The organism is Desulfotignum balticum DSM 7044 (assembly GCF_000421285.1).
GTDB lineage: Bacteria > Desulfobacterota > Desulfobacteria > Desulfobacterales > Desulfobacteraceae > Desulfotignum > Desulfotignum balticum.
The window spans coordinates 440,829-465,270 of record NZ_ATWO01000001.1; the positions used below are offsets into that span (position 1 = coordinate 440,829).

25 protein-coding genes are annotated in these 24,442 nt (G+C 52.4%); 15 read left to right on the plus strand and 10 right to left on the minus strand.

Features of this window, described 5'->3' with window-relative positions:
- Nucleotides 1-3: 3 nt before the first annotated feature.
- From K365_RS0102375 to K365_RS0102390, 4 genes are read right to left on the minus strand one after another with little or no spacing between them, the layout of a single operon-like run.
- The gene (locus tag K365_RS0102375; protein ID WP_006964275.1) at nucleotides 4-759 is read right to left on the minus strand and encodes a transporter substrate-binding domain-containing protein; all 756 of its coding nucleotides are present in this window, start codon (nucleotides 757-759) and stop codon (nucleotides 4-6) included.
- Nucleotides 760-795: 36 nt separating this feature from the next.
- A complete protein-coding gene (hisC, locus tag K365_RS0102380; protein WP_024333346.1) occupies nucleotides 796-1,917 on the minus strand; it encodes a histidinol-phosphate transaminase in 1,122 nt (373 codons plus the stop codon).
- 31 nt (nucleotides 1,918-1,948) lie between these two features.
- Complete coding sequence (locus tag K365_RS0102385) at nucleotides 1,949-3,232, minus strand: nickel pincer cofactor-dependent isomerase, group 22 (protein ID WP_024333347.1); 1,284 nt, start codon at nucleotides 3,230-3,232, stop codon at nucleotides 1,949-1,951.
- A gap of 34 nt (nucleotides 3,233-3,266) precedes the next feature.
- Nucleotides 3,267-4,688, minus strand: a complete 1,422-nt coding sequence (locus tag K365_RS0102390; RefSeq protein ID WP_024333348.1) for a glycine--tRNA ligase — start codon at nucleotides 4,686-4,688, stop codon at nucleotides 3,267-3,269.
- Between the two features lie 259 nt (nucleotides 4,689-4,947).
- Here K365_RS0102390 and K365_RS0102395 point away from each other — a divergent pair, with 259 nt between their 5' ends.
- The 10 genes from K365_RS0102395 to nadS all read left to right on the plus strand — a co-directional run bounded on the left by K365_RS0102395 (nucleotide 4,948) and on the right by nadS (nucleotide 11,616).
- A complete protein-coding gene (locus K365_RS0102395) occupies nucleotides 4,948-5,649 on the plus strand; it encodes a queuosine precursor transporter (RefSeq protein WP_024333349.1) in 702 nt (233 codons plus the stop codon).
- Nucleotides 5,650-5,947: 298 nt separating this feature from the next.
- A complete protein-coding gene (locus K365_RS0102405; protein ID WP_024333351.1) occupies nucleotides 5,948-6,757 on the plus strand; it encodes a DUF4198 domain-containing protein in 810 nt (269 codons plus the stop codon).
- 14 nt (nucleotides 6,758-6,771) lie between these two features.
- The gene (locus K365_RS0102410; protein WP_024333352.1) at nucleotides 6,772-7,104 is read left to right on the plus strand and encodes a hypothetical protein; all 333 of its coding nucleotides are present in this window, start codon (nucleotides 6,772-6,774) and stop codon (nucleotides 7,102-7,104) included.
- Nucleotides 7,101-7,397 (plus strand): HI_1622 family ECF transport-associated protein, encoded by a 297-nt coding sequence (locus K365_RS0102415; RefSeq protein ID WP_024333353.1) that lies wholly within the window; start codon nucleotides 7,101-7,103, stop codon nucleotides 7,395-7,397. Before K365_RS0102410 ends, K365_RS0102415 begins: the two co-directional genes overlap by 4 nt.
- Complete coding sequence (gene cbiM, locus K365_RS0102420) at nucleotides 7,397-8,026, plus strand: cobalt transporter CbiM (RefSeq protein ID WP_024333354.1); 630 nt, start codon at nucleotides 7,397-7,399, stop codon at nucleotides 8,024-8,026. The genes K365_RS0102415 and cbiM overlap by 1 nt, the downstream gene beginning before the upstream one ends.
- Nucleotides 8,019-8,945 carry a cobalt ECF transporter T component CbiQ gene (gene cbiQ, locus K365_RS0102425; RefSeq protein ID WP_024333355.1) on the plus strand — a complete coding sequence of 309 codons (927 nt, stop codon included), beginning with the start codon at nucleotides 8,019-8,021 and terminating at the stop codon, nucleotides 8,943-8,945. The genes cbiM and cbiQ overlap by 8 nt, the downstream gene beginning before the upstream one ends.
- A 10-nt stretch (nucleotides 8,946-8,955) precedes the next feature.
- Nucleotides 8,956-10,782 (plus strand): ABC transporter ATP-binding protein, encoded by a 1,827-nt coding sequence (locus K365_RS0102430; RefSeq protein WP_024333356.1) that lies wholly within the window; start codon nucleotides 8,956-8,958, stop codon nucleotides 10,780-10,782.
- Nucleotides 10,766-11,005, plus strand: coding sequence for a hypothetical protein (locus K365_RS0102435; protein ID WP_024333357.1), 240 nt, complete (start codon nucleotides 10,766-10,768; stop codon nucleotides 11,003-11,005). The genes K365_RS0102430 and K365_RS0102435 overlap by 17 nt, the downstream gene beginning before the upstream one ends.
- Nucleotides 11,006-11,014: 9 nt before the next feature.
- Nucleotides 11,015-11,329: a type II toxin-antitoxin system RelE/ParE family toxin gene (locus tag K365_RS0102440; protein ID WP_024333358.1), complete on the plus strand. Its 315-nt coding sequence runs from the start codon at nucleotides 11,015-11,017 to the stop codon at nucleotides 11,327-11,329.
- Nucleotides 11,326-11,616: a NadS family protein gene (gene nadS, locus K365_RS0102445; protein WP_024333359.1), complete on the plus strand. Its 291-nt coding sequence runs from the start codon at nucleotides 11,326-11,328 to the stop codon at nucleotides 11,614-11,616. The genes K365_RS0102440 and nadS overlap by 4 nt, the downstream gene beginning before the upstream one ends.
- 154 nt (nucleotides 11,617-11,770) lie before the next feature.
- On the opposite strand, the gene K365_RS0102450 is transcribed toward nadS, so the two are convergent.
- The 6 genes from K365_RS0102450 to K365_RS0102475 all read right to left on the minus strand — a co-directional run bounded on the left by K365_RS0102450 (nucleotide 11,771) and on the right by K365_RS0102475 (nucleotide 20,903).
- Nucleotides 11,771-12,895, minus strand: a complete 1,125-nt coding sequence (locus K365_RS0102450) for an epoxyqueuosine reductase (RefSeq protein ID WP_006964258.1) — start codon at nucleotides 12,893-12,895, stop codon at nucleotides 11,771-11,773.
- Nucleotides 12,896-13,175: 280 nt separating this feature from the next.
- Nucleotides 13,176-13,499: a DUF2442 domain-containing protein gene (locus K365_RS0102455; protein ID WP_211221099.1), complete on the minus strand. Its 324-nt coding sequence runs from the start codon at nucleotides 13,497-13,499 to the stop codon at nucleotides 13,176-13,178.
- Nucleotides 13,500-13,971: 472 nt separating this feature from the next.
- Entirely contained in the window at nucleotides 13,972-15,468 is a 1,497-nt protein-coding gene (locus K365_RS0102460; protein ID WP_024333361.1) for an IS1380 family transposase, read from the minus strand.
- 108 nt (nucleotides 15,469-15,576) lie between these two features.
- Nucleotides 15,577-18,342, minus strand: coding sequence for a DUF3089 domain-containing protein (locus K365_RS27065; RefSeq protein ID WP_024333362.1), 2,766 nt, complete (start codon nucleotides 18,340-18,342; stop codon nucleotides 15,577-15,579).
- 64 nt (nucleotides 18,343-18,406) lie between these two features.
- Entirely contained in the window at nucleotides 18,407-19,438 is a 1,032-nt protein-coding gene (locus K365_RS0102470) for a DUF3089 domain-containing protein (protein WP_024333363.1), read from the minus strand.
- A gap of 184 nt (nucleotides 19,439-19,622) precedes the next feature.
- Complete coding sequence (locus K365_RS0102475) at nucleotides 19,623-20,903, minus strand: SPL family radical SAM protein (RefSeq protein WP_024333364.1); 1,281 nt, start codon at nucleotides 20,901-20,903, stop codon at nucleotides 19,623-19,625.
- A gap of 210 nt (nucleotides 20,904-21,113) precedes the next feature.
- Here K365_RS0102475 and K365_RS0102480 point away from each other — a divergent pair, with 210 nt between their 5' ends.
- The 5 genes from K365_RS0102480 (at nucleotide 21,114) to K365_RS0102500 (ending at nucleotide 24,425) form a co-directional block, all read left to right on the plus strand.
- Nucleotides 21,114-21,485 (plus strand): cytochrome c3 family protein, encoded by a 372-nt coding sequence (locus K365_RS0102480; RefSeq protein ID WP_024333365.1) that lies wholly within the window; start codon nucleotides 21,114-21,116, stop codon nucleotides 21,483-21,485.
- 96 nt (nucleotides 21,486-21,581) lie between these two features.
- Nucleotides 21,582-22,253, plus strand: coding sequence for a methylenetetrahydrofolate reductase C-terminal domain-containing protein (locus K365_RS0102485; RefSeq protein WP_024333366.1), 672 nt, complete (start codon nucleotides 21,582-21,584; stop codon nucleotides 22,251-22,253).
- A 12-nt stretch (nucleotides 22,254-22,265) separates the two neighbouring features.
- Entirely contained in the window at nucleotides 22,266-23,048 is a 783-nt protein-coding gene (locus K365_RS0102490; RefSeq protein ID WP_245569127.1) for a hypothetical protein, read from the plus strand.
- 24 nt (nucleotides 23,049-23,072) lie between these two features.
- Complete coding sequence (locus K365_RS0102495) at nucleotides 23,073-23,459, plus strand: 4Fe-4S dicluster domain-containing protein (protein WP_006964202.1); 387 nt, start codon at nucleotides 23,073-23,075, stop codon at nucleotides 23,457-23,459.
- 27 nt (nucleotides 23,460-23,486) lie between these two features.
- Entirely contained in the window at nucleotides 23,487-24,425 is a 939-nt protein-coding gene (locus tag K365_RS0102500; RefSeq protein WP_156887666.1) for a methylenetetrahydrofolate reductase, read from the plus strand.
- Nucleotides 24,426-24,442 lie beyond the last annotated feature (17 nt).

The window sequence follows — 24,442 nt, forward strand, 5'->3', positions numbered from 1 at the left end:
ATCTTACAGCAGTTTGTATTTATCCATTAATGCCTGCAAAGTGCCGTCCGCCTTGAGCTCTTCAATGGCTTTGTTGATGGCATCCAGCAGTTCCGTATTCCCCTTGGTCACGGCAATGCTCTGGCCGGCAGACACGGCTTCCGTGGTGATCAAAGCGATCTTGAGATCGTTTTTTTCCGCCAGGGAAATGGCCGGGTCTGCAATGATGTGCAGCACGTCCACCCGGCCGGCCTTGATATCCATGGCCGCATTGTCCACCCGTTCATAGGAAAAATAGTTTTCCTCGGGCAGTTTACCGGTTTTGATCAGGTTGTCCTGGATCCATTTCTCCTGGATGGTGCCGGTCTGGGAAGCCACTTTGTAATCAACGATCTCGTTTATCGAGGTCAGTTCGATGTCTGAATCCGCTTTTGCCAGAATCGCATCCTTGATCTCATGATAGGTGATGGAAAAATCCACTTTCTGCTTACGCTCCTCACTGGCCTGCATGGCAGCGATCACGGCATCGATTTTTTTGTTCTGGAGCCCGGCGATGAGGGTGTCAAACCCCATGTCCACAATTTTGACTTTTTTGCCCATTTTTTCACCCACGGCCCGGATCAGATCCATGTCAAATCCCACGAACTCGCCTTTGTCATCCGTGTATTCATAGGGCGGATAATCTGCGGACGTTCCCACCACAAGGGTGTCATCGGCACCGGCCACCGTGGCCAGTCCCAGCATCAGGATCCCGCATAAAACAGAAGTTACAACTTTCATTTTCTTTCTCTCCTTAACTTGTGTGTTGGTTAAATTTCAGGGCATGGCCCTGTCAAATTCCTGTAAAAATTCAAGGTTATCCTCCCGGGTGCCCAAAGACATCCTAAAGTATCCGGGCACACCGAAAGCTGTGCCCGGCCGGACCACAAACCCTTTGGGAAGCAACCGGTGAAACAGGGCAGTGCCGTCCAGCCGGGTGTTGTCCGGCAGTTTTACAAATAAAAAATTGGCCTGGGATTCCGGCACTTCCAGGCCCCGGCGGCACAGTTGTTCCCGCATGAATGTCCGCTCGGACACGGCCAAAGCCACATGTTTTTCTGCAAAATCCCTCTCCTCAAGCATGTACCCGGCCGCAGCCATGGCCGCGGAATTCACGTTAAAGGGCAGTTTGACATTGTTTACCAGCGCAATCACCCGGGGATGGGCCACAATGTACCCGATCCTCAGCCCGGCCAGGCCATAGGCTTTGGAAAAGGTTCTCAGCCCGATCACCCGGGGATCCTTTTCTAGGTAATCTTCGGTGCAGACCGCCTGATCATCGGTGACAAATTCCCTGTAAGCCTCGTCCAGCACCACCATGATGTGCGGGGGCAGCTGTGTCAGAAATCCGTCCATTTCCTTTTTTGTCAGAATATCACCCGTGGGATTGGAGGGCGAGCACAGCCAGACCAGCTTGATATCTTTTTCCTGTTTACAAAAGGAGAGCACGGCATCCAGATCGATGCGGTGGCCTTTCAGGGGCAGCTTCACGGGCTGTCCTCCCATGAGCAGGGTGGCCGTGCTGTAGGCATCGAAAATCGGGGTGGGAATCACGGCTTTTTCCCCCTGGTTCAAAAAAACCTGGGCAATGAGCCGGATTCCTTCTTCGGCCCCGTTGCAGAAAATCAGGTGGGTTTCACTGATTTTCAGCCGGGCCGCCACCCGGGCCCGCAACTGCCGGCACAGGGCATCCGGATACCGGTTGGACCCCGTGACGGCCTCTGCCACCGCTTCGCCCAGTGCGGCCGGCAGTTCAAAAGGACATTCATTGGAAGACAGCTTGACCACCTTGTCCAGGCCGTATTCCTGCCGTACTTCCAGAATGGGTTTTCCCGGGACATAGGGCGCCATCCGGGCCACATGTTCCCTGGCAAACGATGTCACATCAAATTCGGGCATATCCGTTTCCTTTAAATAGTATGTTCACGGATCACAGGGCATCAGCCAGGTGTCCGGTTTGATCAAACGTCATGGGCGATCCAGTGGAAACCACGCAGATATCTTTTCTGCCGGCCAGATCGGGCAGGCACCCTTTTGATACCATCATCCGGCCCAGATCCCGGGTGTTTCTGATATGAACCACTTTCAGGTCATCCAGGGTATAGGACCGCAGGGTCTGCAATGCCGCTGCCACGGCCTGTTTTTCCGTTGCCAGGGTCAACGGGATCTTGCAGTCTTCCGGGCAGCAGGCCGTGATGGCATTGACGGCCGTGGTCTGCATATCGATTTTGTTCACCAGTTTTTCAGTGGCCACATCCAGCCTGCCCAGGCCCATGGCGTTGCCTTTGGTGGCGACACTCAGATCCCGGACAAAGATTCGGGTGATATCCGGCACGGGCCGGTCATCGCTCCAGACACAGGTGCCTTTGCCGCCGATAACGTTGGGGTCCAGGCCGGCGCCGCTGATATCCTTGCCCATCTCGTCCACGATCAGCAGATCAATGGCATCCAGAGGCAGTCTGGGCAGGCAGGTGCGGGCGGTTTTCAACAGACGTCGTTCCAACGCTTTCATCTCCCGGGCCGTGCCCAGACAAATCTCACATACGGCCTGGTTCTGGTTTTCCACCAGGGCTACGCCGAACAAAAACGGGGTGGCGGCCAGCAGATGCCGGCCCACGGCCATGAGCACATGGGAGAACCCTTTTTCCACGGCAGCCTTGTGATATCCGTCTGCGCCTGTCCGGTTGCCCAGGCCGATGGCCAGCATCTTGATGACCCCGCTTTCAACCGGTCCGGTAAAGTCGGTGTGCGGCTTGACCCGGTTGATGAGCACCAGCCCGTCCGCCTCATGGGCCAGCCGGTCCATGTAAACAGGGATTCCCTTTACCCGGCCTGAATCCACCACATCCATGGTGGCCCTGACAGGGGCACCCACCACGGACTCCACAATCCCCTGTTTGGCCAGTATGGCAATCTGACCTTGGGCCGTGCCGCCCCCGTGGGAGCCCATGGCAGGGAGGATAAACGGTTTGGCACCCGCATGTTTCAGCCGGTTCACCACGCATGTGACAATCTGGGGCAGATCCGGAATTTTGCGGCTGCCCACCCCGATGGCAATCCGGTCTCCGGGATGTATGGCACACTTTTCCCGGCAGCGTTCCCATTCAGACGCAAGAACAGACCTTATGTCCACGGCCGGAGGAATCTGTGGCTGCATATGAATCCGGAACATATCCGGAAACGCAAAATCATCTGACACATCAAGCGTGAACATGGTGCTGCCCAAAGTTTGCTTGGCCTTTTGGGTGTTAATATTTGAACTTTTCCCGGAAATACGCCGGCAGTTCGCCAATTTTCATGCGGATCTGGTCCATGGTGTCCCGGTCCCGGATGGTGACGGACTCATCTTCCCGGGAATCAAAGTCAAAGGTCACGCAATAGGGGGTGCCGGCTTCATCGTGGCGGCGGTATCGTTTGCCGATGCTGCCCACCATGTCGAAATCGATGTTCAGGCCCAGTTCCTTTACCAGCAGGGTGAAGACCTTCTGGGCCTCGTCTCCCAGTTTCTTTTGCAGGGGCAAAACCGCAATCTTGACGGGCGCCAGCTGATTGTGCAGGTGCAGTACCACCCGGGTGTCCCCATCCTCCAGGGTCTGTTCTTCATAGGCGTCGCACAAAAATACCAAAGCGGACCGCTGAACCCCCAAAGAGGGTTCGATGACAAAGGGGACGAACTTTTCCTTGGTCACCTCGTCAAAATACTGCAAATCCTTGCCCGAATGTTCCATATGCTGTTTCAGATCGTAATCGGTCCGGGACGCGATGCCGCACAGCTCTCCCCAGCCGAACGGATACCGGTATTCGATGTCTGACGTGGCGTTGGAGTAGTGGGACAGCTCGGACGCATCATGGTCTCTGAGCCGCAGGTTGTCCGGATTGACATTGAGTCCTTTGTACCAGTCCATGGCAAAGTTTTTCCAAAATTCATGCCATTCCAGGTCCGTGCCGGGTTTGCAGAAAAATTCGATCTCCATCTGCTCGAATTCCCGGGTTCTGAACACAAAGTTGCCCGGGGTGATTTCGTTTCTGAACGCCTTGCCGATCTGGGCAATGCCAAAGGGCACTTTTTTCCGGGAGGTGGTCAGCACGTTTTTAAAGTTCACAAAAATGCCCTGGGCCGTCTCAGGCCGCAGATAGATGTCTTTTCCTTCCCCTTCCACAACCCCCTGCTTGGTTTTGAACATCAGGTTGAAGGCCTTGGGCAATGTCCAGTCCAGGGCCCCGCAATAGGGACAGGCAATATTTTTTTCATTGATGAAATCCAGCATGTCCTGGGGCGGGGTTTTTTCACCGGCCCAGTTGGCCGGGGCCAGGTCTGACTGGTTGTCAAACTGCCATTTTTCCACCAGTTTGTCGGCCCGGTCCCGGGATTTGCATTTCTTGCAGTCCATCAAAGGATCGGCAAAACTGCCCACATGCCCGGAAGCCACCCATGTTTCCGGGTTCATGAGAATGGCGGCATCCAGGCCCACCATATCGGTTCTTTCAATGACAAATTTTTTCCACCAGGCCTGTTTGAGGTTGTTGAGCAGTTCCACACCCAACGGCCCGAAGTCCCAGGCATTGGCCAGACCCCCGTAAATTTCTGAGCCCGGATATACAAACCCCCTGCGTTTGGATAAAGACACCACTTTATCCATCAATGTTTCCTGTTTTTTGTTTTTCCCCATCCTTGTCTCCACCTTCTGGTTTGAATTCCCCGGAATCGGTTCCGAAAAATTCAGGGTTTACATCATAATTTTAATTAAGTTGGTTTATGTAATACACTTTGACCAGAATTAAAAGTAGGGAGATGATTTTTTCACGATTTCGGCTTGAAAACAGGGTGTTGCTTTTATGTCGGCAAACTGATAAATTCACCCTTCTGTTGAAGCATTGTTGATTTTTCGGCGGTCACAGCACCCGCCTGAACAAAACTGGAGGTTTTCCTTGAACGAACTGCTCTGGCTTGCCATGCTGGCCGTCAACTTTGGATTTATCCTTTTTTCCTACAAAATATTCGGCCGCCCGGGTCTTTATGCCTGGGTCCCTCTGGCTGCCATTGTTTCCAATATCCAGGTGATCAAGCTGGTGGAACTGTTCGGCATCACGGCCACCTTAGGCAATATTGTCTATGCCTCTTCTTTTCTGGTCACGGACATTCTGTCTGAGATTTACGGCAAAAAACAGGCGAAAAAAGCCGTGTTCATCGGGCTGTTTTCCCTGGTGGCCATGACCGTGCTCATGAACCTGGCCCTGTGGTTCACCCCGGCCCCGGATGATTTTGCCCAGGACAGCCTGGCAAATATTTTCGGGTTCATGCCCCGGATTGCCGCGGCCAGTCTGCTGGCGTATCTGGTTTCCCAGATGCATGATGTGTGGGCCTATGATTTCTGGCGCAGACGGTTTCCGGGCCTGCGGCGCATCTGGCTGCGCAACAACGCCTCCACCATGGTCAGCCAGTTCATCGACTCCACCGTGTTCACGGTGCTGGCATTCTGGGGCGTGTTTCCCCCGGCCGTGCTGGTGCAGATTTTCTGGACCACGTATCTGCTCAAGTGGGTGGTGGGGGTGGCGGATACCCCGTTCATCTACCTGGCCCGGCACTGGTTTGATCAGGGGAAAATTCCCGGGGCGGATACGGGTGCCTGATCCCGCCGGGCCCAGGACGGTCCCGGCAGAAAATTCTTGTTTTTTTCTGCCTGAGCTGATACATCTTTTTTACTTAAATTGCGGCTGAAGCCGCAGACCTGCTGCACAGCACAAGCCGCCCGACAGCGGCAAAGACATGAAAATCATATAAAACGGCCATGAAGGTCTGTTCTTTTGGAAAAAAAGAAGCGGCCTTCATGGCTTTTTTTGTCCAGACGGTTTTGAGGACAATTAAAACCCGGGGGCGTGGTAAATTGGAATATTTTTTAACTGTCTGCAACCCCAGGGAGATATTTTTATGCATCCAAGAACGATAGCAGCAACCTCAATGATGGCGGCGTTTCTGATTCTGGCAACCATCCATCCGGCCCGGGCCCATTTCGGTGCGGTTATCCCGTCCGATGACATCGTCACCCAGGCGGATGACAACACCCTGAAGGTTGAGGTCAAGTTCATCCATCCCATGGAAATGCAGTATATGGAGATGGCCGGACCCAAGGCGTTCGGGGTTCTGCACAACGGCCGGAAAACGGATCTGCGCAACACGCTTGCGCCGGCCAAAGGGAAAAGTCCGGACCAGGATCAAGCGGTCACCTTCTGGACCACGGACTATCAGATCCGCAGACCCGGTGACCACACCTTTTATGTCGAACCCACGCCCTATTGGGAACCGGCTGAGGATCTTTTCATCGTTCATTACACCAAAGTCTGCGTGAACGCATTCGGCCTGGAACAGGGATGGGATCAGCCTGTGGGACTGGAGACCGAGATCATCCCGTTTACACGGCCGTATGGACTCTGGACGGGTAATCTGTTTACCGACCAGGTGCGGGTCAAAAGTGCGCCCGTGCCTTTTGCCGAAGTGGAAATTGAATATTTGAATGAAAGCCCGGGAAATACCCATGTGGTGGTCCCTCCGGCAGATCCCTATGTCACCCAGGTGGTCAAAGCCGATGAAAACGGGATGTTCAGCTATGCCATGCCCAAAGCCGGGTGGTGGGGGTTCTCCGCACTCAACAAAGCGGACTGGACCCTTACCCGTGACGGGCTGGAAAAAGACGTGGAGATCGGGGCTGTCTTCTGGGTGTATACCCGTGATATGAAATAAGCAGAGGAGGAACGATGAAGCATTTCAACTGTCTGGTTGCTGTGCTGGTTGGGGTATTGCTGGTTTCAGGCACAGCCCTGGCCCACAAGGTGAACCTGTTCGCTTATGTCGAAAGAGGAACCGTTTTCACGGAAAGTTATTTTCCTGACGGCCGGGCCGTGGAAAAAGGAACGGTGCTGGTGTATGACAGCAAAAACCGGCAGATTCTGGAAGGGAAGACCGACACACAGGGAATGTTCAGTTTTGATATCCCCAAAATCGATGCGTTGACCATCGTGATCGATGCGGGGATGGGGCATAAAAACAAATTTAAGTTGAAAAAAGCCGACGTGGAGGCGGGAAAATGATGCGTCTGCAAAAGGGGGTTGCCATGGGACTGGTGTTTTTGTTTCTGGCAGGAATTCCCGGGTTGGTTCGGGCACAGGAATCCCGGGATGTCAGCTCCGGAGAAGTGATCACACTGTTGAAAGCCCAGAACAGCGAACTTGCCAATGATATCAGGCAAATTCACCGGGAGATCGCTGCATTGCGGGCCGATCTGGATGAACCGGGCATGAAAGAGGTGTTTGCCGGGATCGGATATATTGTGGGATTGTTCGGAATGGCCGCATTTGCCGCAGCCCGGCGGAGGCGTCAATAATGCATATTTCCGACGGGGTGCTTCCAGTGGCCGTAACCATCGGCGGATATGCCGTCAGCGCCGGACTGGCGGCCTGGAGCGCCCGCCGTATTCACAACCGGGATTTGCCCAAAGTGGCAGTGGTCACATCGGCTTTTTTTGTGGCGTCTCTGGTGCACATTCCCTTTGGTCCCACCAGTGCGCATTTGCTGCTGCCCGGGCTTGCCGGGGCCCTGCTGGGGCCGGCGGCTTTTCTGGCCATCGGCCTGGCCCTGCTGCTGCAAAGCCTGCTGTTCCAGTTCGGCGGGCTGACCGCACTGGGGGCCAATGCCCTGATGATGGGGATCCCGGCCATGATCTGCGGCTGGTTTTTCCAGACATTCAAGGGCAGCACGCTAAAACGTCAAACCATTGTGGGGGCCGTGGCCGGTGCCATGGGAACGGTGATGGCTGCCGTGGGCCTGGCCTTGATGCTGATGACCGGGGGAGAGGATTTCTTTGGAGTGGCCAAGATCGCTCTGGCCGCCCATGTGCCCGTGATTGTGATCGAAGGGGTGATGAGCGGGTTTACCATCGGGTTCCTGGCCCGGGTCCAGCCGGCCCTGCTGGAACCCCTATTCCACAAGACGGCTGCCTCGGCTCATGACTGATGTGGCTTACATATCCGTGCCGCTGTGGTACCTGCCCCTGCTGGTATTGATACCGGCGGCAACGGCGGCCGGCGTGTTGCCCTGGCTCAAGCGCCGGGCCAGAACCCGGACGGTTCCGGAAAACGATCCGGACTGGTCCATCCCGCCCGTGGCTGAAGGCTTCGGTCAGGGGATCTCTGTGATCCACCGCTGGGATGTGCGCTGCAAGATCGTGACCCTGCTGGCCTACAGTTTTGCCGTTGCCTCGCTGCGCCATCTGTCTGCGGCAGCGGCGGCCCTGGGACTTTCCCTGGTGGTGCTCCTGATCTCAAAGGTATGGTTTCGCAAGGTGATGCTGCGGGTGGTGGCCCTGACCGGTTTTCTGGGCATGCTGCTCGTGGTGATGCCCCTGACCGTGCCCGTGCATCCCGGTGACACCCTGGTGGTGTTCGGGTCCATGGACTGGCTGGTTGTGAATCTGCGCGGGGTGGTCCTGGCCGCCACCATTGCGGCCAAGGCAATGGCCATCGCCCTGTTGATGGAACCGCTGCTGTCCACGGCCCCGCTGCCAGTGACGCTGTACGGGCTGTCCCGGCTCGGGGTGCCGGACATGGCCGGCCAGATGGTGCTGCTCAGTTACCGGTACCTGCATGTGTTCACCCACGAAGCCCGGCGTATGACCGCCGGCATGCAGGCCAGAGGGTTTGCAAAAAAAACAGATATGGACACTTTGCGGGCTCTGGCCAATTTTCTGGGGATGCTGTTTGTCCGCAGTTTTGAGCGCACGGAACGGGTGTTTGATGCCATGCAGGCCAGGGGGTACAATGGACGGTTCCCTTCTCCCTGTGATCTGCGGATTCAGTGGCAGGATATCCTGAAGACCGGCATATGGGTGGCCGCCGGCGCGGCACTGGTGTTTTTTGATTATTTGAAAGGGTAAAGGAACCTTCATGGCGGATATGCCGGTTTTCAGCGTGCACAACCTGGGGTATGCCTATCCCGATGGTATCCAGGCCCTGTCCGGGGTGGACCTGGATATTTTTTCTGGAGACCGTGTGGCCCTGGTGGGGCAAAACGGGTCCGGCAAGACCACATTGATCAAACTGCTCAGCGGGCTGCTGGCACCGGCTCAGGGAACCGTGTGTTTCAAGGGCAGGGCATTGACAAGGGATCACCTGGAAGACAGCCGTCTGGGCATGGGTGTGCTGTTCCAGGATCCGGATGACCAGTTGTTTGGGCACACGGTCATGGAGGATGTGGCATTCGGCCCGCGCAACCAGGGAAAATCCCGGGAATCCGCGGCCCTGTGTGCCAAACACGCCCTGCACCAGGTCCATCTGGCGCATCTGGCCTACAAAGAGCCCCATAACCTGAGTTTCGGCCAGAAAAAGCGGGCCGCCCTGGCCGGTATCCTTGCCATGCAGCCCGAGGTCCTGATTCTGGATGAACCCACGGCCAACCTGGACCCGGGACAGGAGGCAGTGTTCCTGGATCTGCTCAAAGGGTTTGCCGGCACCCTGATCTGCATCTCCCACGACCTGATTTTTCTGTACGAACTGTGCGAAAAAGCCGTGGTGCTTCACCAGGGCGGCATTCACCACAAATATACCCTGCGTGAACTGGTTTCCCGGCGGGATTCCCTGCGGGACCATGGCCTGGATTTTTCCTTCCGCCTGACCATCCCGGCCAGTGACGTGCCGGATGCCAATGGGGCACGGGATCATGAAGAAAATGGCACCGGCCCCGGACACCCCCCTTCATGCGAGTGCGCCGGAATCCAGGAGACCCATTGCATTCATCCGCCCCTGGTATGTATGGAAAACTATGAATATGTCTACCCGGACGGCACCCCCGGGCTCCAGGATTTTTCCCTGGATATCCATGACGGGGAAAAAACGGCCATTGTGGGAGAGAACGGGGCAGGAAAATCCACCCTGCTGGCCTGCCTGTGCGGACTGCGTAAAGGCAGTGGGGATTTGTTTTTCAAGGGAACCCGGGTGACCAAAAAACAGCACAAGAATCTGTGGCGACGGGTCGGGCTGGCATTTCAGGATTGTGCCGATCAGCTGTTCTGCGCCAGTGTCCAGGAAGAGATGATGTTCGGCCTGCGCCGCCTGGGGCTTTCAAGAGATGAGTGCCGGCACCGGGCCGCAGACGCCTTGGCCCGGGTGGGGCTGTCCGGATTTGAAAACCGGGTGCCCCTGCACCTGTCCGGCGGCGAGCGCAAACGCCTGGCTTTGGGCTGTGTCCTTGCCATGGACCCGGATCTGCTCATTCTGGATGAACCCACGGCCGGACTGGACCCAAGGGGCGAAGAACAGCTCATGGCCATTCTGGACACCTTTGATAAAACGCTTTTGCTGGTGAGCCATGACCTGTTTTTCATTGAAAAACTGACCCACCGCACCCTGGTGATGCACCAGGGCCGGGTCATTAGAGATCTGCCCACCCTTGATTTCATGCAGGACGACAAACTGTGCAATCTCAACGGCCTCTCTTTTTCCTTTCGGCAGCGCACCACCACCGCCATCCGGAAACTGCAGCATGAACATGAGCACCTCCATCTCCACCTGCACATCCATGATCATCCCCACCGCCATGACCGGACCGTGCACGCCCATCCCCATGAGCACCTGCATGATCACCCTCATCGGTTTGTGCACACCCACCCCGGGGGCCGAAAAACCCATGACCATGCCCACGGCCGGGTGCATGACCACGAGCATCCCGGCCACGAAACCGAACCTCATGATCATCCCCATGAAAAAGATCCGTGATGAAGTCCGCGCTGTCATGGAGCATTACAAAGAGTTCAGCAATGCCAACAAACAGCTCAAAGAAGCGGGGGCATTTACACATTCGATGCGACCTATGCCGTCTTTTTTTGGGAAAAGCTTTTTACAGGCTTTCCTTATATTGTGGTTGCCTGAATGTCTGAATATTTCACTGTTATCACCTGGGAACCATCTTTGGCTTGACAAAAATACGTCAATGACGTAGTTTAAGTGTATGGAATTCATTGAAACTTCAATATTTACCAAGCAAGTCATGAAGCTTCTACCTGATAAGGGTTATCAAAAGTTACAATCCATTTTAATGCTGAACCCTGATGCAGGGTCAATAATCAAAGGAAGTGGCGGGCTTCGAAAAGTCCGCTGGAATCGACCCGGCGAAGGCAAAAGAGGTGCTTTGCGGGTTATTTATTATTTCGATCAACCAGAAACGATTTACATGCTATTCATGTACAAGAAAAACGAACAGGAAGATTTAACGCCTAAACAGCTCAAAATCCTGAAAAAAGCGATAAAGGATAACTTATTATGAAAAACGAAGATTTTGATATGTTGCTTTCGAGCATAAAAGAAGCTGGTGATATAAAAAAAGGAAAAAAGAAACCAAGTAGAATTTTTGAGATAGATGCTCCAGAAATTAAAATGATTCGAAAATCTTTGAATGTTTCACAATCAGAGTTTGCTATGATGATAGGCGTAAGCGTAAGGACGCTTCAAAATTGGGAGCAGGGCAGGAGAAAGCCAGAAGGGCCTGCAAAGGCCTTGCTACATGTTGCCTCAAAAAATCCTAAGGCTGTAATAGAGGCTCTTCATATTTGATAAAATTACCTGATCAGATTGCAGCATGAACATGAACACCCCATTTGCCGAAAATGGCAGCGCTGCCATTTTCGGCAAATAGTATTGGAACGATGTTCGGGTCAGGCCCGATCTCTTTGGAATCGTGTCCTGGGGATGCCTGGCTTCACGGAGATTATACCAGGCCCAGAGCATATCGGATCTCCTCTTCAAGGATAGCCGTGCCGCCGGGCAGAAAACCCTCCAGAGCGGCCCGGGACGGCTGGCCCCCGATCCGTCCCAGAGCCCAGGCACACATGGCGCGCACCCGGTCATCTCTGTTTTCTTTAAAACATCGGATCAGATCCTTTGTATACCCCGTATCCCGGGTATTGCCCATGGCCCGGGCCACATTCATCTGCCACAGCCACAGCCTGTCCGGACCCATGTAAAACATATGGGGCCATATTCTGGACGTAAAACAGGATTCGTCCATATTCAGCAGAGAAGAAAGCCTGAAATCCTTTTCTCTGGCAGCCACCCGCTCATTGACGGGCAGATCGGCAGCTAGCCAGGGGGCATTTCTGGGGCAGACGTTCTGGCACCGGTCGCATCCATAGACGTAAATGCCCATGGGCTCCCGAAGCTCCCTGGGGGTCAGGCCCTGTCCGAAATAGGTCAGAAAGGAGATGCATTTTCTCGGATCAATGGTGCCGTTTCCCTTCAGGGCTTGGGTGGGGCAGGCCGTGATACAGGCATTCCGGCACCAGTCCGGACACCCCATCTCAACGCTGGGCATGTCCGGGTCAAAGGCCCGGTCCACCACAACTGCGATGGGCAGAACCCAGGACCCCTGCCTGGCCACTTTATTGGAGTAGAACAGGCAGTTTTTTCCAAAGGTGCCCATGCCGGCCCGGGCCGCTGCCACCCGGTGGGGCAGGTGATAGGGGACTTTCGAGTCAATCCCGCTGTCTAAGAGAAAAGACCGGAATGCCTTGATGCGCCTGGACAGGCCGTCCTTGGTCACCCGGTCGTCGTCCAGGTAGCACCGGCCGAAATGTCCCTCCATCTGCCGGGGAAACCGTTTTTTGAAGTAGACCTCCATGAGAACAATGATGGTTTGGGCACGGGCCATGACCGTTTTCGGATCGGTTCCCTCCATGAGCTTCAGCCCGGTTGCCTCGGCCCAGCCGTATTCATCCTGCCGGTCTTTCAGAAAATCCAGATGGGTGTCAAAGGGATCGGCCGTGGTAAACCCCACATCTTCGAACCCCAGTTCGCAGGCCTTTGCGATAATATCTTCTTTGGTCAGGCCGGTCATATCACCCTCCGTTTTTGGACCAGGTACTGCTGTAATCTGCGGTAAATGTCTACAGCCATCTTCCATTTTCCTCATACAGGAATTGATCCGCTTTTTTTTCGGGTGGAGTCACCGGGCGACGGGTTTCATTGATTTGATTCAACAAAGAAGTGATTGACAGAAAAAAACCATACCGAGAAAAACGACCATTTTTTTCATGGGACACTTGTTTGAAATTTTCATTTGAAGGATGAACAGTTATCGAGTGTTCAATAGTCATAGAATTATTTTTTCAGAAATGCTACGCAGCTTGTTCTGGAAGAGGAAGTTGGAATCTCCCCAAAACGACACCTTCGACAGTCAAATCCTCGTCTAGTTCTTCCCAACGAAGCGCATAGCCGTTGACCTCAACAGTCACCTTTTTTAACGCCACTTCTGAAGCTGCTTTGAGAATCTTAAAACGATCTGCAGGGAAGCTAACGATACGACCATCTGTTAATTCAAGGTAAATCATTCTACCTTCAGCCCAGGCACGAATGGCGCAAGGCTCATTTTCAAATTTTGTGGTATTCATAATATTTCTCAAGTGGAATCTTAACCCTTTAATTTTTAAAACAGTTGGCATGTTATCCTCTGTTTAAAATCCGAACGTCTTAAAGGTGAGCCTACAAGCTTTAGGTGTAAAGGTCAAGGCAAGTTCCAAGCCCAGCCAGGTGAAGGCGGGCGATGACACGCTGACCCACAGTCTCAGGGTGGATTAGAAATGGTACCGCCATTGCAGGAAAAAGTTGTACGCGCGGTCCTCATTGCCGTAAGCGCCGGTGTAGCCGGCGCGAAAGCTGTGCACCTCGTCTTTTCTGAGTTCTAAGCCCAAAACAAGCGTGTTTTAAAAAGTTCATATCTTAGGTTAGCAAAACAATTTTAGTAGAAAATTCCATCTGGCAACTATTGTCAAAAGCGCACACCTCTCCTCCGGCTCCATAAAATTTCAAATTGTGGTGTGTTTTCATTTCCAATATCCTTGATCTTGTCTTTCCGGGGTTTGGACTCACCCATCACAACCCATTTGTGACAGCTGTCCGATCATGCGCTTTGTATCAGGGAAATGCAAAATCCTTCATACGATGGAACATTTTGAAAATATGTTTGACCTGGTCATTATAGCCCACCAGCCTGTACGTGATCTTTCTCCCGGATTTTATGATCAGGCACGGAATCTGGATAAAAGTATGGATAAATTTTTTGAATTCCATGCGAACAATACTTCTGCCCAGCGCCCGGTATGGAAGCAGCAGACCGTACCATGCCTTGAGATCCCAGGACAAAGATGCTATGGCCATGTACGCCCAGTTGGATATCAGGGAATCAGACGGATTGTTCAATGCAGATACGCCGTTTTTCAACTGTTCGATATCGTTTTCATGGTCTGCCCGGTTGCGGTAAAATTGAATCAGCTGCTCCACAGATTTTTTGTCATCATTGGTGATATAAAAAAAATAGCGGACATCATCAAAAAGCTGGCATTGCCCTTTCAGCACTTTAATGGTCTTGCGAAGTACGATCATTCTGTAAGAATTTTGGCACTTCCCAGGTCTGTATTCAAATTCAGAGACATGTTCACATTCGGTTTTAAGATTCTTAAATTTACGTCTTTCGACCACCTGAGCCTTTACATTCTCTGGTTTTCTGCGGGGCTGTGTCTTGATTTTCCGTGGTTTTTTCTGAAGGAATTCCCATTCAGATTCCGGAATCTGACCGGCCAGTTTCACAAGATTGTTTCTGGCATCCATGCCAAAAACAAACCGGCAGCGTTTGTCCCATTTGTCAAAATTGCTGGTAAGACTGAAGTCCGTATCGCCCCTGATATAGATCTTTTCAAACGAACCAGACACAAGGTCGAGGGTTTTGTCCAGCCACTTGGCAGAATCCAGATGCGAAGGGGCATTTCCGGAGCGGTTGACCACATAGAGCACTTCTCTTGTGCCGGCCAGGGAAATGATCAAAGGGGCATACCCCCATTTGCCGTTGTATGAGATATCCATACCCTGCTTGCATTCACCGTATGTTTCGCTGATGGTGCCGTCAACATTGATAATGGCAGTCTTCTTGAATGACTCTGGTTGTTTTTTCCAGATTTTTTTGCGGATGATATTTTTAGCCGACATAAAATCAAGCACATCCTGTTCCTCGAAGCGTCTGAGAAAATCTCCGGCTGTTGTTGGATCCGGTATGATCTGGGCTCCCAACGCGTCAAGCCAGGCCGGATTTTTTCTCAACAGCTCGATATCTTCCAGACAGGTCCCGCCGGCAAGGATGTTATAGGCCATATTGGCAATATGATCCGATTCATGATAGGGCAAATGGCGCTTGAGAAGTTCAAGATTCTTATCAATCTCTTTGAACAAACCGGTCTTCTGTGCAAGCAGATGGATCAACCCGATCCCACCATAGGAGATGCCCTGATGTCGGCCATCAAATTCATAATGAATGTTGGACGCTTTGAACATGGGATGCGGTTGCTGGGTCCAGTTCCGTTTTTTAAGTTTTTTGCTGATTTTTTTCTTGCGTTTTGCCAATTTTTTGTTGATATTCATACTCACTCGAAACGCCTTTCCAATTTTGTGTTTTTGTTTTGGACAAAATCATTATACACTTTATTGGCGGGCGTTTCGACCTTTTTTTGCTAATTTCTTCTACTTAAATCACGCTTTTTTTGGGTCTAAGGCAAGGTTGGTCGTCACGGTGGTGTCATCCACTTGATCTTCAACCCTGGCAACGGCATTGCCAAGCCCCATGACAGTGGTGGTCCTGCCGGAGGTTAGTGCCTGCTTTATCCCGATGCCTGCCGTGGGCATGACGGCCCAGTTTCCCCAAACCCAATTGCCGTACCAGTCCAGACCTGCCGTGGCAAACAAGTCACGATCATGGGTACTGCCCACATGGACATCTGCCAAATTGCCCTCAATGGTGTAGCTGTTGCCATGGGCCCACAGATAAGAAAGCCCCGCACGGGGCACGATCCGGTGGTTGTCGTCCAGAACAAACAGGCGGCTCACATCGGAGCTGATGTCCGCCCCATAGGTGCGATAGTCTGCATCCCCTCCGTTGACGGGGTTGTGGTCCTTATAGTCGTTCCAACCGTGGAATAAGGACACCTGACCTGAAAGCATCAGGCCGTAGCTGCATTGATAAATGCCCTGTCCCCCGGCAGAGGCCATCTGGGTGGTGCCGGTACGGTTTTTTGAAAAATCCATATCCCCATAGCTGTAGCCGCCATGAAACCCTAAAATCATATCTTTGGATACCCAGTGGTTATATCCGCCGGTAAAGCCATAGATGTTCGCATTCAACTGGTCCTGGTCAATTTTCGAATAATAGGGCATGATAAAAACCTGCCCTTTTTCAGCGTTCTGGACCGCCTCCGGCAATGCCGGCAGCCGGGGATCTATACTGGCCAGAAGAATCCGTCTGTCAAGGGGGGAATCTGTACGCTGATCCGCCGTGCTGTTTCCAAAACCACTGCCATCTGGTGTTTCCGTGGGGCCCGCCAGCATGGCAGATCGCAGAGCGTTGCCCACAATGGCGGCCTCATTGGACACCATGACCCGTTGCGTTGCCAGCGTGTCTTGTGTGGGGGCTGTTTTGGGGGCATAAGTGACCGTGACACCCTGGCCGGACATGCCTGCGCCTGCCGCCGGATTGGCCGTGAGGGCCGCGGTAATGTCCGGGTCGACGGAGACCAGTTCTGACCCGGCGAAATAATTCTGATGATCCGCCCCGTTTTCCACAAGGGTGGGAATGGTATAAGTGCCGTTTTTAAACTGGGCCGTGGGGTAGATGTATAATTTGGCATCGGGATCAAAGGCAATGGCGGCACCGCCGGCTTGATCCGCGCCAAGGGTGTTTTGGTAGGCGCCAAGGGAAAGATCCGCGCCAAAATCCATGGCAAAATTTTTTATGGCTGTGGTACCGGATGCGGCATACACTTGGTATGCCTCACTGCCAAACACGCCCGAGGCGCTGATGGCCATGGGGACTCTGACATCCACGTCGGCATCGCCGGCAAGATAGATGCCATAGGCTGTGGCAGTGGTGCCTTTTGCCTCAACTGTCATGCGGCCGGTGTTGGTGACATCGCTGCCGGCCTGGATGCCGAAGGCAGTTGCCGAACCTGTGGCGTGGTAATTTTGCAGGCTCACGGAAACGGCCCCTTTGTTGTGAATGGCCAGGTTGGGATTGGTGATGCCGTCATGCCGGACGCTGCTCACACCTGTGGCGGTTAAGGGGGCCACATAGGTTTTATCGTAATCCAGCACAATGTCCCGGGTCGTGGATACCGTGCCTGTGGCTTCGGTATCCGTGACAAGCAGGCCGTAAGCATTGAGTGCCGTCATATCCGTGGTGCTGCCGTCGGGAGTTGCAAAGGCAGGCATGCGGATATCATTCATTTGATAGACAGCTGAAAACGGCTTGCCGGCAAGGCTTGGATCCAGGTAGGCAGCGATCCTGTCACGGATATTGGCTTCCAGATTTCGGTACCAGACCGCGTAGTCGTAACGATGGTAGATCCCTTCCGGAAACTTATCCAGATTCAGTTCAGGATGTTCTTCCGTTGTCATCAAAGCCCCTGTCTCCGTGTTCACCTGGGCCCCGGCATAGTGTTCCTCTTCCCGTTCAAACGTCCCTGTTGCATCGTTGATGAATACCGCACCGGCATTCAGGCTTTTATCGGCAGGCAATCCCTGGGTTGTCCAGGTCAAAGGGTTGATGCACAGCGCCCCGTCCAGCAGCATGGGGCTTCCCGTGGCATCCCTGGACTGGGTATTGTAGGTGATGACAACCCCGAAATCATCCGCACGCTGGGCCGCTTCAAGCCCTGCTTTTGCCAGATCATCCCGGGTGACGGTGTAACCGATCAGGTAGGCGGCAACCAGACGGCCTTGTAATTCCGGGGCATCGGCAAATTCGTTTTTGACAAGTTCGATCAAGGCCATTGTCCCCTGACTGTGCCCGGCCAGCATAAACGGCCTGCCGTTATTCTGATTGTATATATAATGCCGGAACGCATCCTGCACATCCCGGGCCCCCAGCTTGAATTCGTCATAATCCGTCACCAGCGCGTCCGGATCAGCCACCACGGGGGAGAGCTGCCGGTAATAAGGGGCATAGATATTGGCGGAATCATTGAACACAGACGCCTGGGCAGCGATTGACCCTTTGACCAGATCCCGTTCATCCGGGTCATTGACATCCATATTCCCTGTCGGGTTGGAGCTGATCGTGGGATACACATAAAAAACATCCACGCCTTTGCCGTTATCCTGGATTTCCCATAACGTTTCGCTATGATAATCAAGGGAATCAGCCCCTGCGGCACAGGGCATAAACAAAACAACTGCCAGCAGAACAGACAAAAAACCATGGCGCATTGCCGGATGGAAAAGATGCAGCAAGAGATGAATATCCACAATGTTTCTCCGAATTCAGATGTTTTTAGAGACTGATCCTGAGCGCCGAACCGTGGAGACAGCGTTAAGACGCGTTTTTCGTTTGTGATTCAGCCAGATAGGCTTTGATCCGCTTTTGGACATTTTCTTTTAGATTGTCGAACCAGAAGGCGTAATCAAAGCGGTGATAGACCTCTTTGGGCCAGCGACCCATGTTGACAAGGTCGATGCTTTTGGATTCTGGGGTCTGAATGTCTGTTGCGATCAATGCCCCCGTTCCGGGATCAATATACGCCCCGGCAAACTGAGGGATCTGCTCGATCAATCGCCCTGTGCTGTCATGGAAAAATCTGGCCTGAATGTTGTTTTCCCGGCCGGCCCTTGTATCGTCCGTCTTCCAGTTCAAAGGATTGATGGCCACGGCCCCGGTGAGCAGTACAGGCGATCCCAACGCATTCGGGCCCTGGGTGTTGAAGGTAATGATCACGCCGGTATCGGTTTCGCCCTGGGCAAGCTTCATCCACGGGTATGTTTCTAAATCCTTTTTTGTTACAGAGTACCCAATGGGATATGCCGCGACCAGCCGTTTGTGCAGTTCAGGGTTGCCAAGGCGTTTGCGCATCAGTTCAATCACCACCTGGGAGCCCTGGCTGTGGCCGGCAAGAATGAACGGCCGGTCCGGATTCAGATGTTTGATGTAATAGTCAAAGGCCTGTTCAACATCGCCGTATCCCACTTGAAACAGGGGATCGGCATAGGCGTCCCGGCCGCCGTTGTTAGGTTCCATGCTCTGGGAGGCTGCGGACTGCTGACGGTAAAACGGGGCAAACAGATTGGCATACTCACTGTATACCCCGGCCTGGGCCTTGAGCAACCCCGCGGCATTGGCGCGAAGGTCCGGATCAGACGTATCCATGTTGCCTTTTCCAACGTAGATGGTGGGATAGACATAAAACACATCCACGGCCTGATCAATTCGGTCCGGCCTGGCCACCCAGGCAGAATCTTCCCCATAGGCAGGAGCGGAAGGAGATTGACTATTTGTGTACTTAACAGCGCTGCATCCTGCAGTGATCATTGCGCCGGCCAGAAGAACCAGTATTAACAATCTGTTCATAACAGCCCTTTTCCTGAATCTTAGGGTTCGGACCTCTTTGGGCCTTGCCCTGCTGCAAAGAGGCGCTTGTCAATATTAACTTCAAATTTAACGCACGTGACAATAGGATAGTAAAACACGGTTTGTCAAGCAAAGTATGAAAAAAGCACGGATGCTCAGGCCGTGCCTGCCGTCCAGGAACAAATCAGACGGCCGGCGGGTTATGGCGGATGGCATGTGTTTTTTTGAGGTAGGCCTGGATCATGTCCTGTTCAAACGCGTCATTGGAGGGATAAGAACGGCCGAAGACCGGTTCCCACAAGTTGACATCCTCCATGCACATGTAAAAAAACACGGAGGATTTCCAGTTGTCGGGGAATGCCTGGAAAAGTGTGGAAAACAACGTTTTTTTGATCTCAAAAGGGTAGCTGAGTTTGCCGGCAGAGTCTGTCATGGGCATCTGCAGGATCCGGGTCCGGGCCATGCGTTCCCGGATACGCCGGATGACCGGTTTGATGAATGTCAGGGTGCCGATGGAGACCATGACCACTTCATCGGGGGAAAATGTGTCCGTCAGCTGGGATACAATGGCACGATACCCGGCTTCCCACCCGTCATACCAGACCATGGGGTGAAAATGGAACCCGACAGGAATTCCGGCATCCGCCAGTCGTCTGGCGCTGTTGATGCGCTGTTCCAGGGATGCGGTTCCCTTTTCTTCGGCCGTGATCACGGCAGGGGTGTTCAGGGACCAGGTGAACACCATGTTAAACGGGGGTCGATGGGTAAGAAAATAATCGATCCGGCTGCTTTTGGACTTCATTTCAAGGACCACGTTGGGATGGTTTTCAGCAAACCGGGTCAGGTTGTCCAGAAGGCCGAACCGGTTTCCCCACATCAGAGAATCGGATGACTGACCTGTCCCGATGTGCATCAGTGTCTCCCGATCCAGGTCCAGGCCTGCCAGGTGGCGGGGCAGATCACGGATAAACCGCACCTGGCTGTTGTGGTAAAAAGACTGGATGGAACAGTAGCTGCACTCGAATCCGCACTGCTGAACCGCATCCAGGGTTTTCAGGTTGCAGCAGCGGGTCTTTTCTGAAGCCACGGGACAGGTGCCCATAATCGCCCCCTGAAGCGCGGTTTCCACCATCTGTTCCCGGGGAAATTTATGTTCTGCTGTCGAAAACGCCGGCTTGTTCTCATACTGTTTCGGGTTGTTTTTCAGGGCCTCATATCCGGATTTGAGCTGGGAAAATATCTTTGCGGCCGCCTGTTTTCCGGTCGTGTTTCCAAGGCTGTCGGGCCGGTAAAACCGGTCAAGTCCGCCCATGTCCCAGCAGTACATGTCCTGGCTGTATTCCACAAGCAGCCGCTGCTGCTGAAAGGAAAATCCATGGATGCCCGCAATCGTCTGCAGCCATTTCCGGGTGTCCGGGGGCAGTTTGTGAAACCCTTTGATCTGTTCAAACCGGTTCAAAGACATGGGGGCATTATAGAGAAAAAAATGGCCGGGTCAAGCCGGAAAGGCGGCGGATCCCTTCAAATCCCGTCCAGGGCCGGAACAGGGTCCGGCGGGTGCTCCGCCCTGGACGGTGAAGGTAACGGAACCAGAGCGGCTCGAATGATTTGCATTCAGGTGCGAAAAGTTATAAGGTGACATTTTTTTAAACATTCAGAATGAAGATGAACGTCTATGAAAAAAATTGCCATAACACTGGTCTGTGTTTTTTTTGCTTCGGGAGTGTATGCCTATGATGCGATACTTGAGTTCAGCGGAGGGGAAAATCGCGGCCCTGTGTTATTTGACCATGAGTGGCATATGTATGACTTTGACTGTCTGGATTGCCATCATGTGATGGAAAATGGAGAAAATGTTCTGGATGACGCGGACCTTGTTGAGGGCAATCCGGATATTCTGTGTGCTTCGTGTCATGATTCCCAGGCGGAAATCGACAGGACACAGGCTTTCCATTATCAATGTATGGGGTGCCATAATAATTACAGTCTGACTTCTGAACCCACCGGGCCAACCCTTTGCGGAGAGTGCCATATTCTTGATAAATGATTGGGCGCCGATTGTTAATTTTAACAGTGCAATGATCTTAAAAGGACTGATCCCGGCATTGGGATTAGATGATATTACAAAACATGGAGGCAGGAAGTGGTTAAAGCAGAAAGAAAACCCGTTCAGGAAATTCTTGATGCCATTGACGGGTATGAGAGAATTTTAAATGTGGGATGCGGCGGATGCGTTTCAGTGTGCCTTGTGGGGGGGCAAAAAGAAGTGAATGCATTAAACGCAGAGCTTAAAGTTCATTTGAAAAAAGCGGGAATCCGGAAGCAGATTGACGGGTATACGGTTGAGCGCCAGTGTAATGAGTCCTTTTTAAAGGAGCTGGACAGCAAAGTGCCTGAATATGACTGCATTGTTTCCATGGCGTGCGGCGCCGGTGTGCAGCTCATGGCCGAGCGGTTTTCAAGGATACCCGTCCATCCCGTTGTAAATACGGTGTCTATCGGTGTTGACAGGGATCTGGGCATGTACGAAGAAAAATGCCGTGCCTGTGGTCATTGCGTTTTAGGCTATACGGGCGGCATCTGCCCGGTGACCCGATGCGCCAAAGGGCTTTTCAACGGCCCCTGCGGCGGGACCAATGGAGAGCATTGTGAAATCAGTAATGAAATCCCCTGCGCCTGGCTTGAAATCTACAAACGGTTGAAGGCGCAGAATCGTCTGGATGATATTTTAAAAGTCCGCCCCCACATGGAATGGCAGAACCAGTCCCCCAGAACGATTATCCAGGAACCCTATAAGAAAAGGTATCTCGCTTAGGATAGAGGGAATATGATTATGACATTATCCACTGTTTTTTCCTGGACATTTCTGTATGATTTCATCAGAGGCCCCATGGTGTGGATCTCTTTTGTCATCTTTTTTGGTGGTGTGGTTTTTCAGGTGCTGCGGTTTATGTCTTTGCTCAAGGAACAGCCCATAGAAAAGTTCGAACCCGGACCGGGGAAGATTATCAATAGGCCGGCGGCCAGTCATCTGGCCCTGGACCGGGGTCAGAAGCGCTGGTTTCAAAAAGGCGGGTTTAAAAAGAGCCCAAAGAAAAAAATTCCGGATAAAAAGGACTGGATACTGTGGTTCAAACTTTCCATTGCCGGTGTCAATCCTTTCATGACGATGGTTACCACCGTTTTCCATGTCCTTCTGATCGGTGTGCCTGTATTTGTGCTGGGTCACAACATATTGCTGGACAATGCCTTTGGTGTCAGCATGGTTTCTTTACCTGAAAATGTGTCGGATTTTTTAACCGGGGTCGTTATTCTCTGCATCTTGATTTTTTTATTCCGACGGCTTTTTCTTGAACGGGTAAGAATGATTACAAGCTATGAGGATTTTTTACTGCTGAGCCTTGCCGCCGCCCCCTTTGTCACGGGGTATCTGGCATATCACCAGGTATTTTCCAATTATAAACTTTTGATCTCTTTGCATATTTTATCCGGCGAACTCATGCTGATGGCCGTGCCGTTTACAAAATTGATTCATATGATTTACATGATTATTGTCCGTTTTAATGTGGCGGGCGAGTATAGTTTCGGCAATGCCGGGAAAAACTGGTAACGTTGCAGGGACCGGAGAACCAACATGTTCAGAAAAAAAAATACCGCAGGTGTCAACAGTGATGAAATCCGGGCAATATTAGATGAAAAAAAGGCAAAAATGAAATTGTCTTTAAAGGCGTGTGCCCATTGCTCTCTTTGTGCGGAAAGCTGCTTTTTGTTTATGGGACATAACAAAGACCCGAAATACATGCCGTCCTATAAGTTTTTAAATTCAGTGGGTGTTTTATACAAAAAAAAAGGAAATGTCGATAAACAGGATCTGGGTGAGATGAGGGATCTTGTATGGGAACGGTGTGTGCTTTGTACCAGATGTTATTGTCCCATTGGTATAGACATCCCTGATATGCTGGCGCTGGCAAGAAGGATATGCCGCAGCCAGGGCGTTTATCCGCAATATGATAGAGAATAAAAGAACGTGCAAAAAGGATTCAATAACATGGAAAACAACGATATGAAGTCAGCAGGTAATTTTGAGAAGATATTGCGGGCCGGACATTTTGCTTTCACGGGTGAGCTCGGGCCGCCCCGGGGGGCAAATGTTGACATCATCAAAAAAAAAGCAGCCCCGCTCAAGGGGATGGTGGATGCGGTCAACATTACAGACAACCAGAGAGCCATGGTTCGAATGTCCAGCTGGGCCACGGCGTTGGTTGTTATGAATGAAGGGATTGAACCCGTCTACCAGATGGTATGCCGGGATAGAAACCGTCTGGCCATGCAGTCGGATGTGACCGGTGCATATGCGCTGGGGCTCAGGAATATGTTATGTATTTCAGGGGATCATCAGCAGTTTGGGGATCATCCCAATGCCAAAGGGGTCTTTGATATTGATTCCATGCAGCTGATCGCAATGATCAAAAAAATGAGGGATGAAGGCAAGTTTTTAGGGGGGGCGGATATTGATACGCCGCCTAAAATGTTCATTGGTGCCGCCGCCAATCCATTTGCGGAACCCTTTGAATGGCGCATTCACCGTCTGGCCAAAAAAATGGCGGCCGGTGCTGATTTTGTCCAGACCCAGTGTGTATACAATATGAAAAAAATGAGGGAATGGATCAAACAGGCCAATGACATGGGATTGTCGGAAAAAGTGTATATCCTTGCCGGCGTGACACCCATGAAAAACATTGCCATGGCCAAATATATGAAAGCCAAGGTACCGGGTATGGAGGTGCCCGATGAAATTATCAAGCGCCTCCAGGGAGTTAAGAGAAATCAGGTCGCTGATGAGGGAATCAAGATCGCCTGTGAGCAGATAGAAGAGTTTAAAGAGACCAAAGGTGTGGCAGGCGTGCATTTAATGGCCATTGAGTGGGAGCATCGGGTTCCTGAAATTGCCGAAAGAGCAAACGTCCTCCCCCGGCCGAAGGTGTAACGGCCGTGAATTGACTT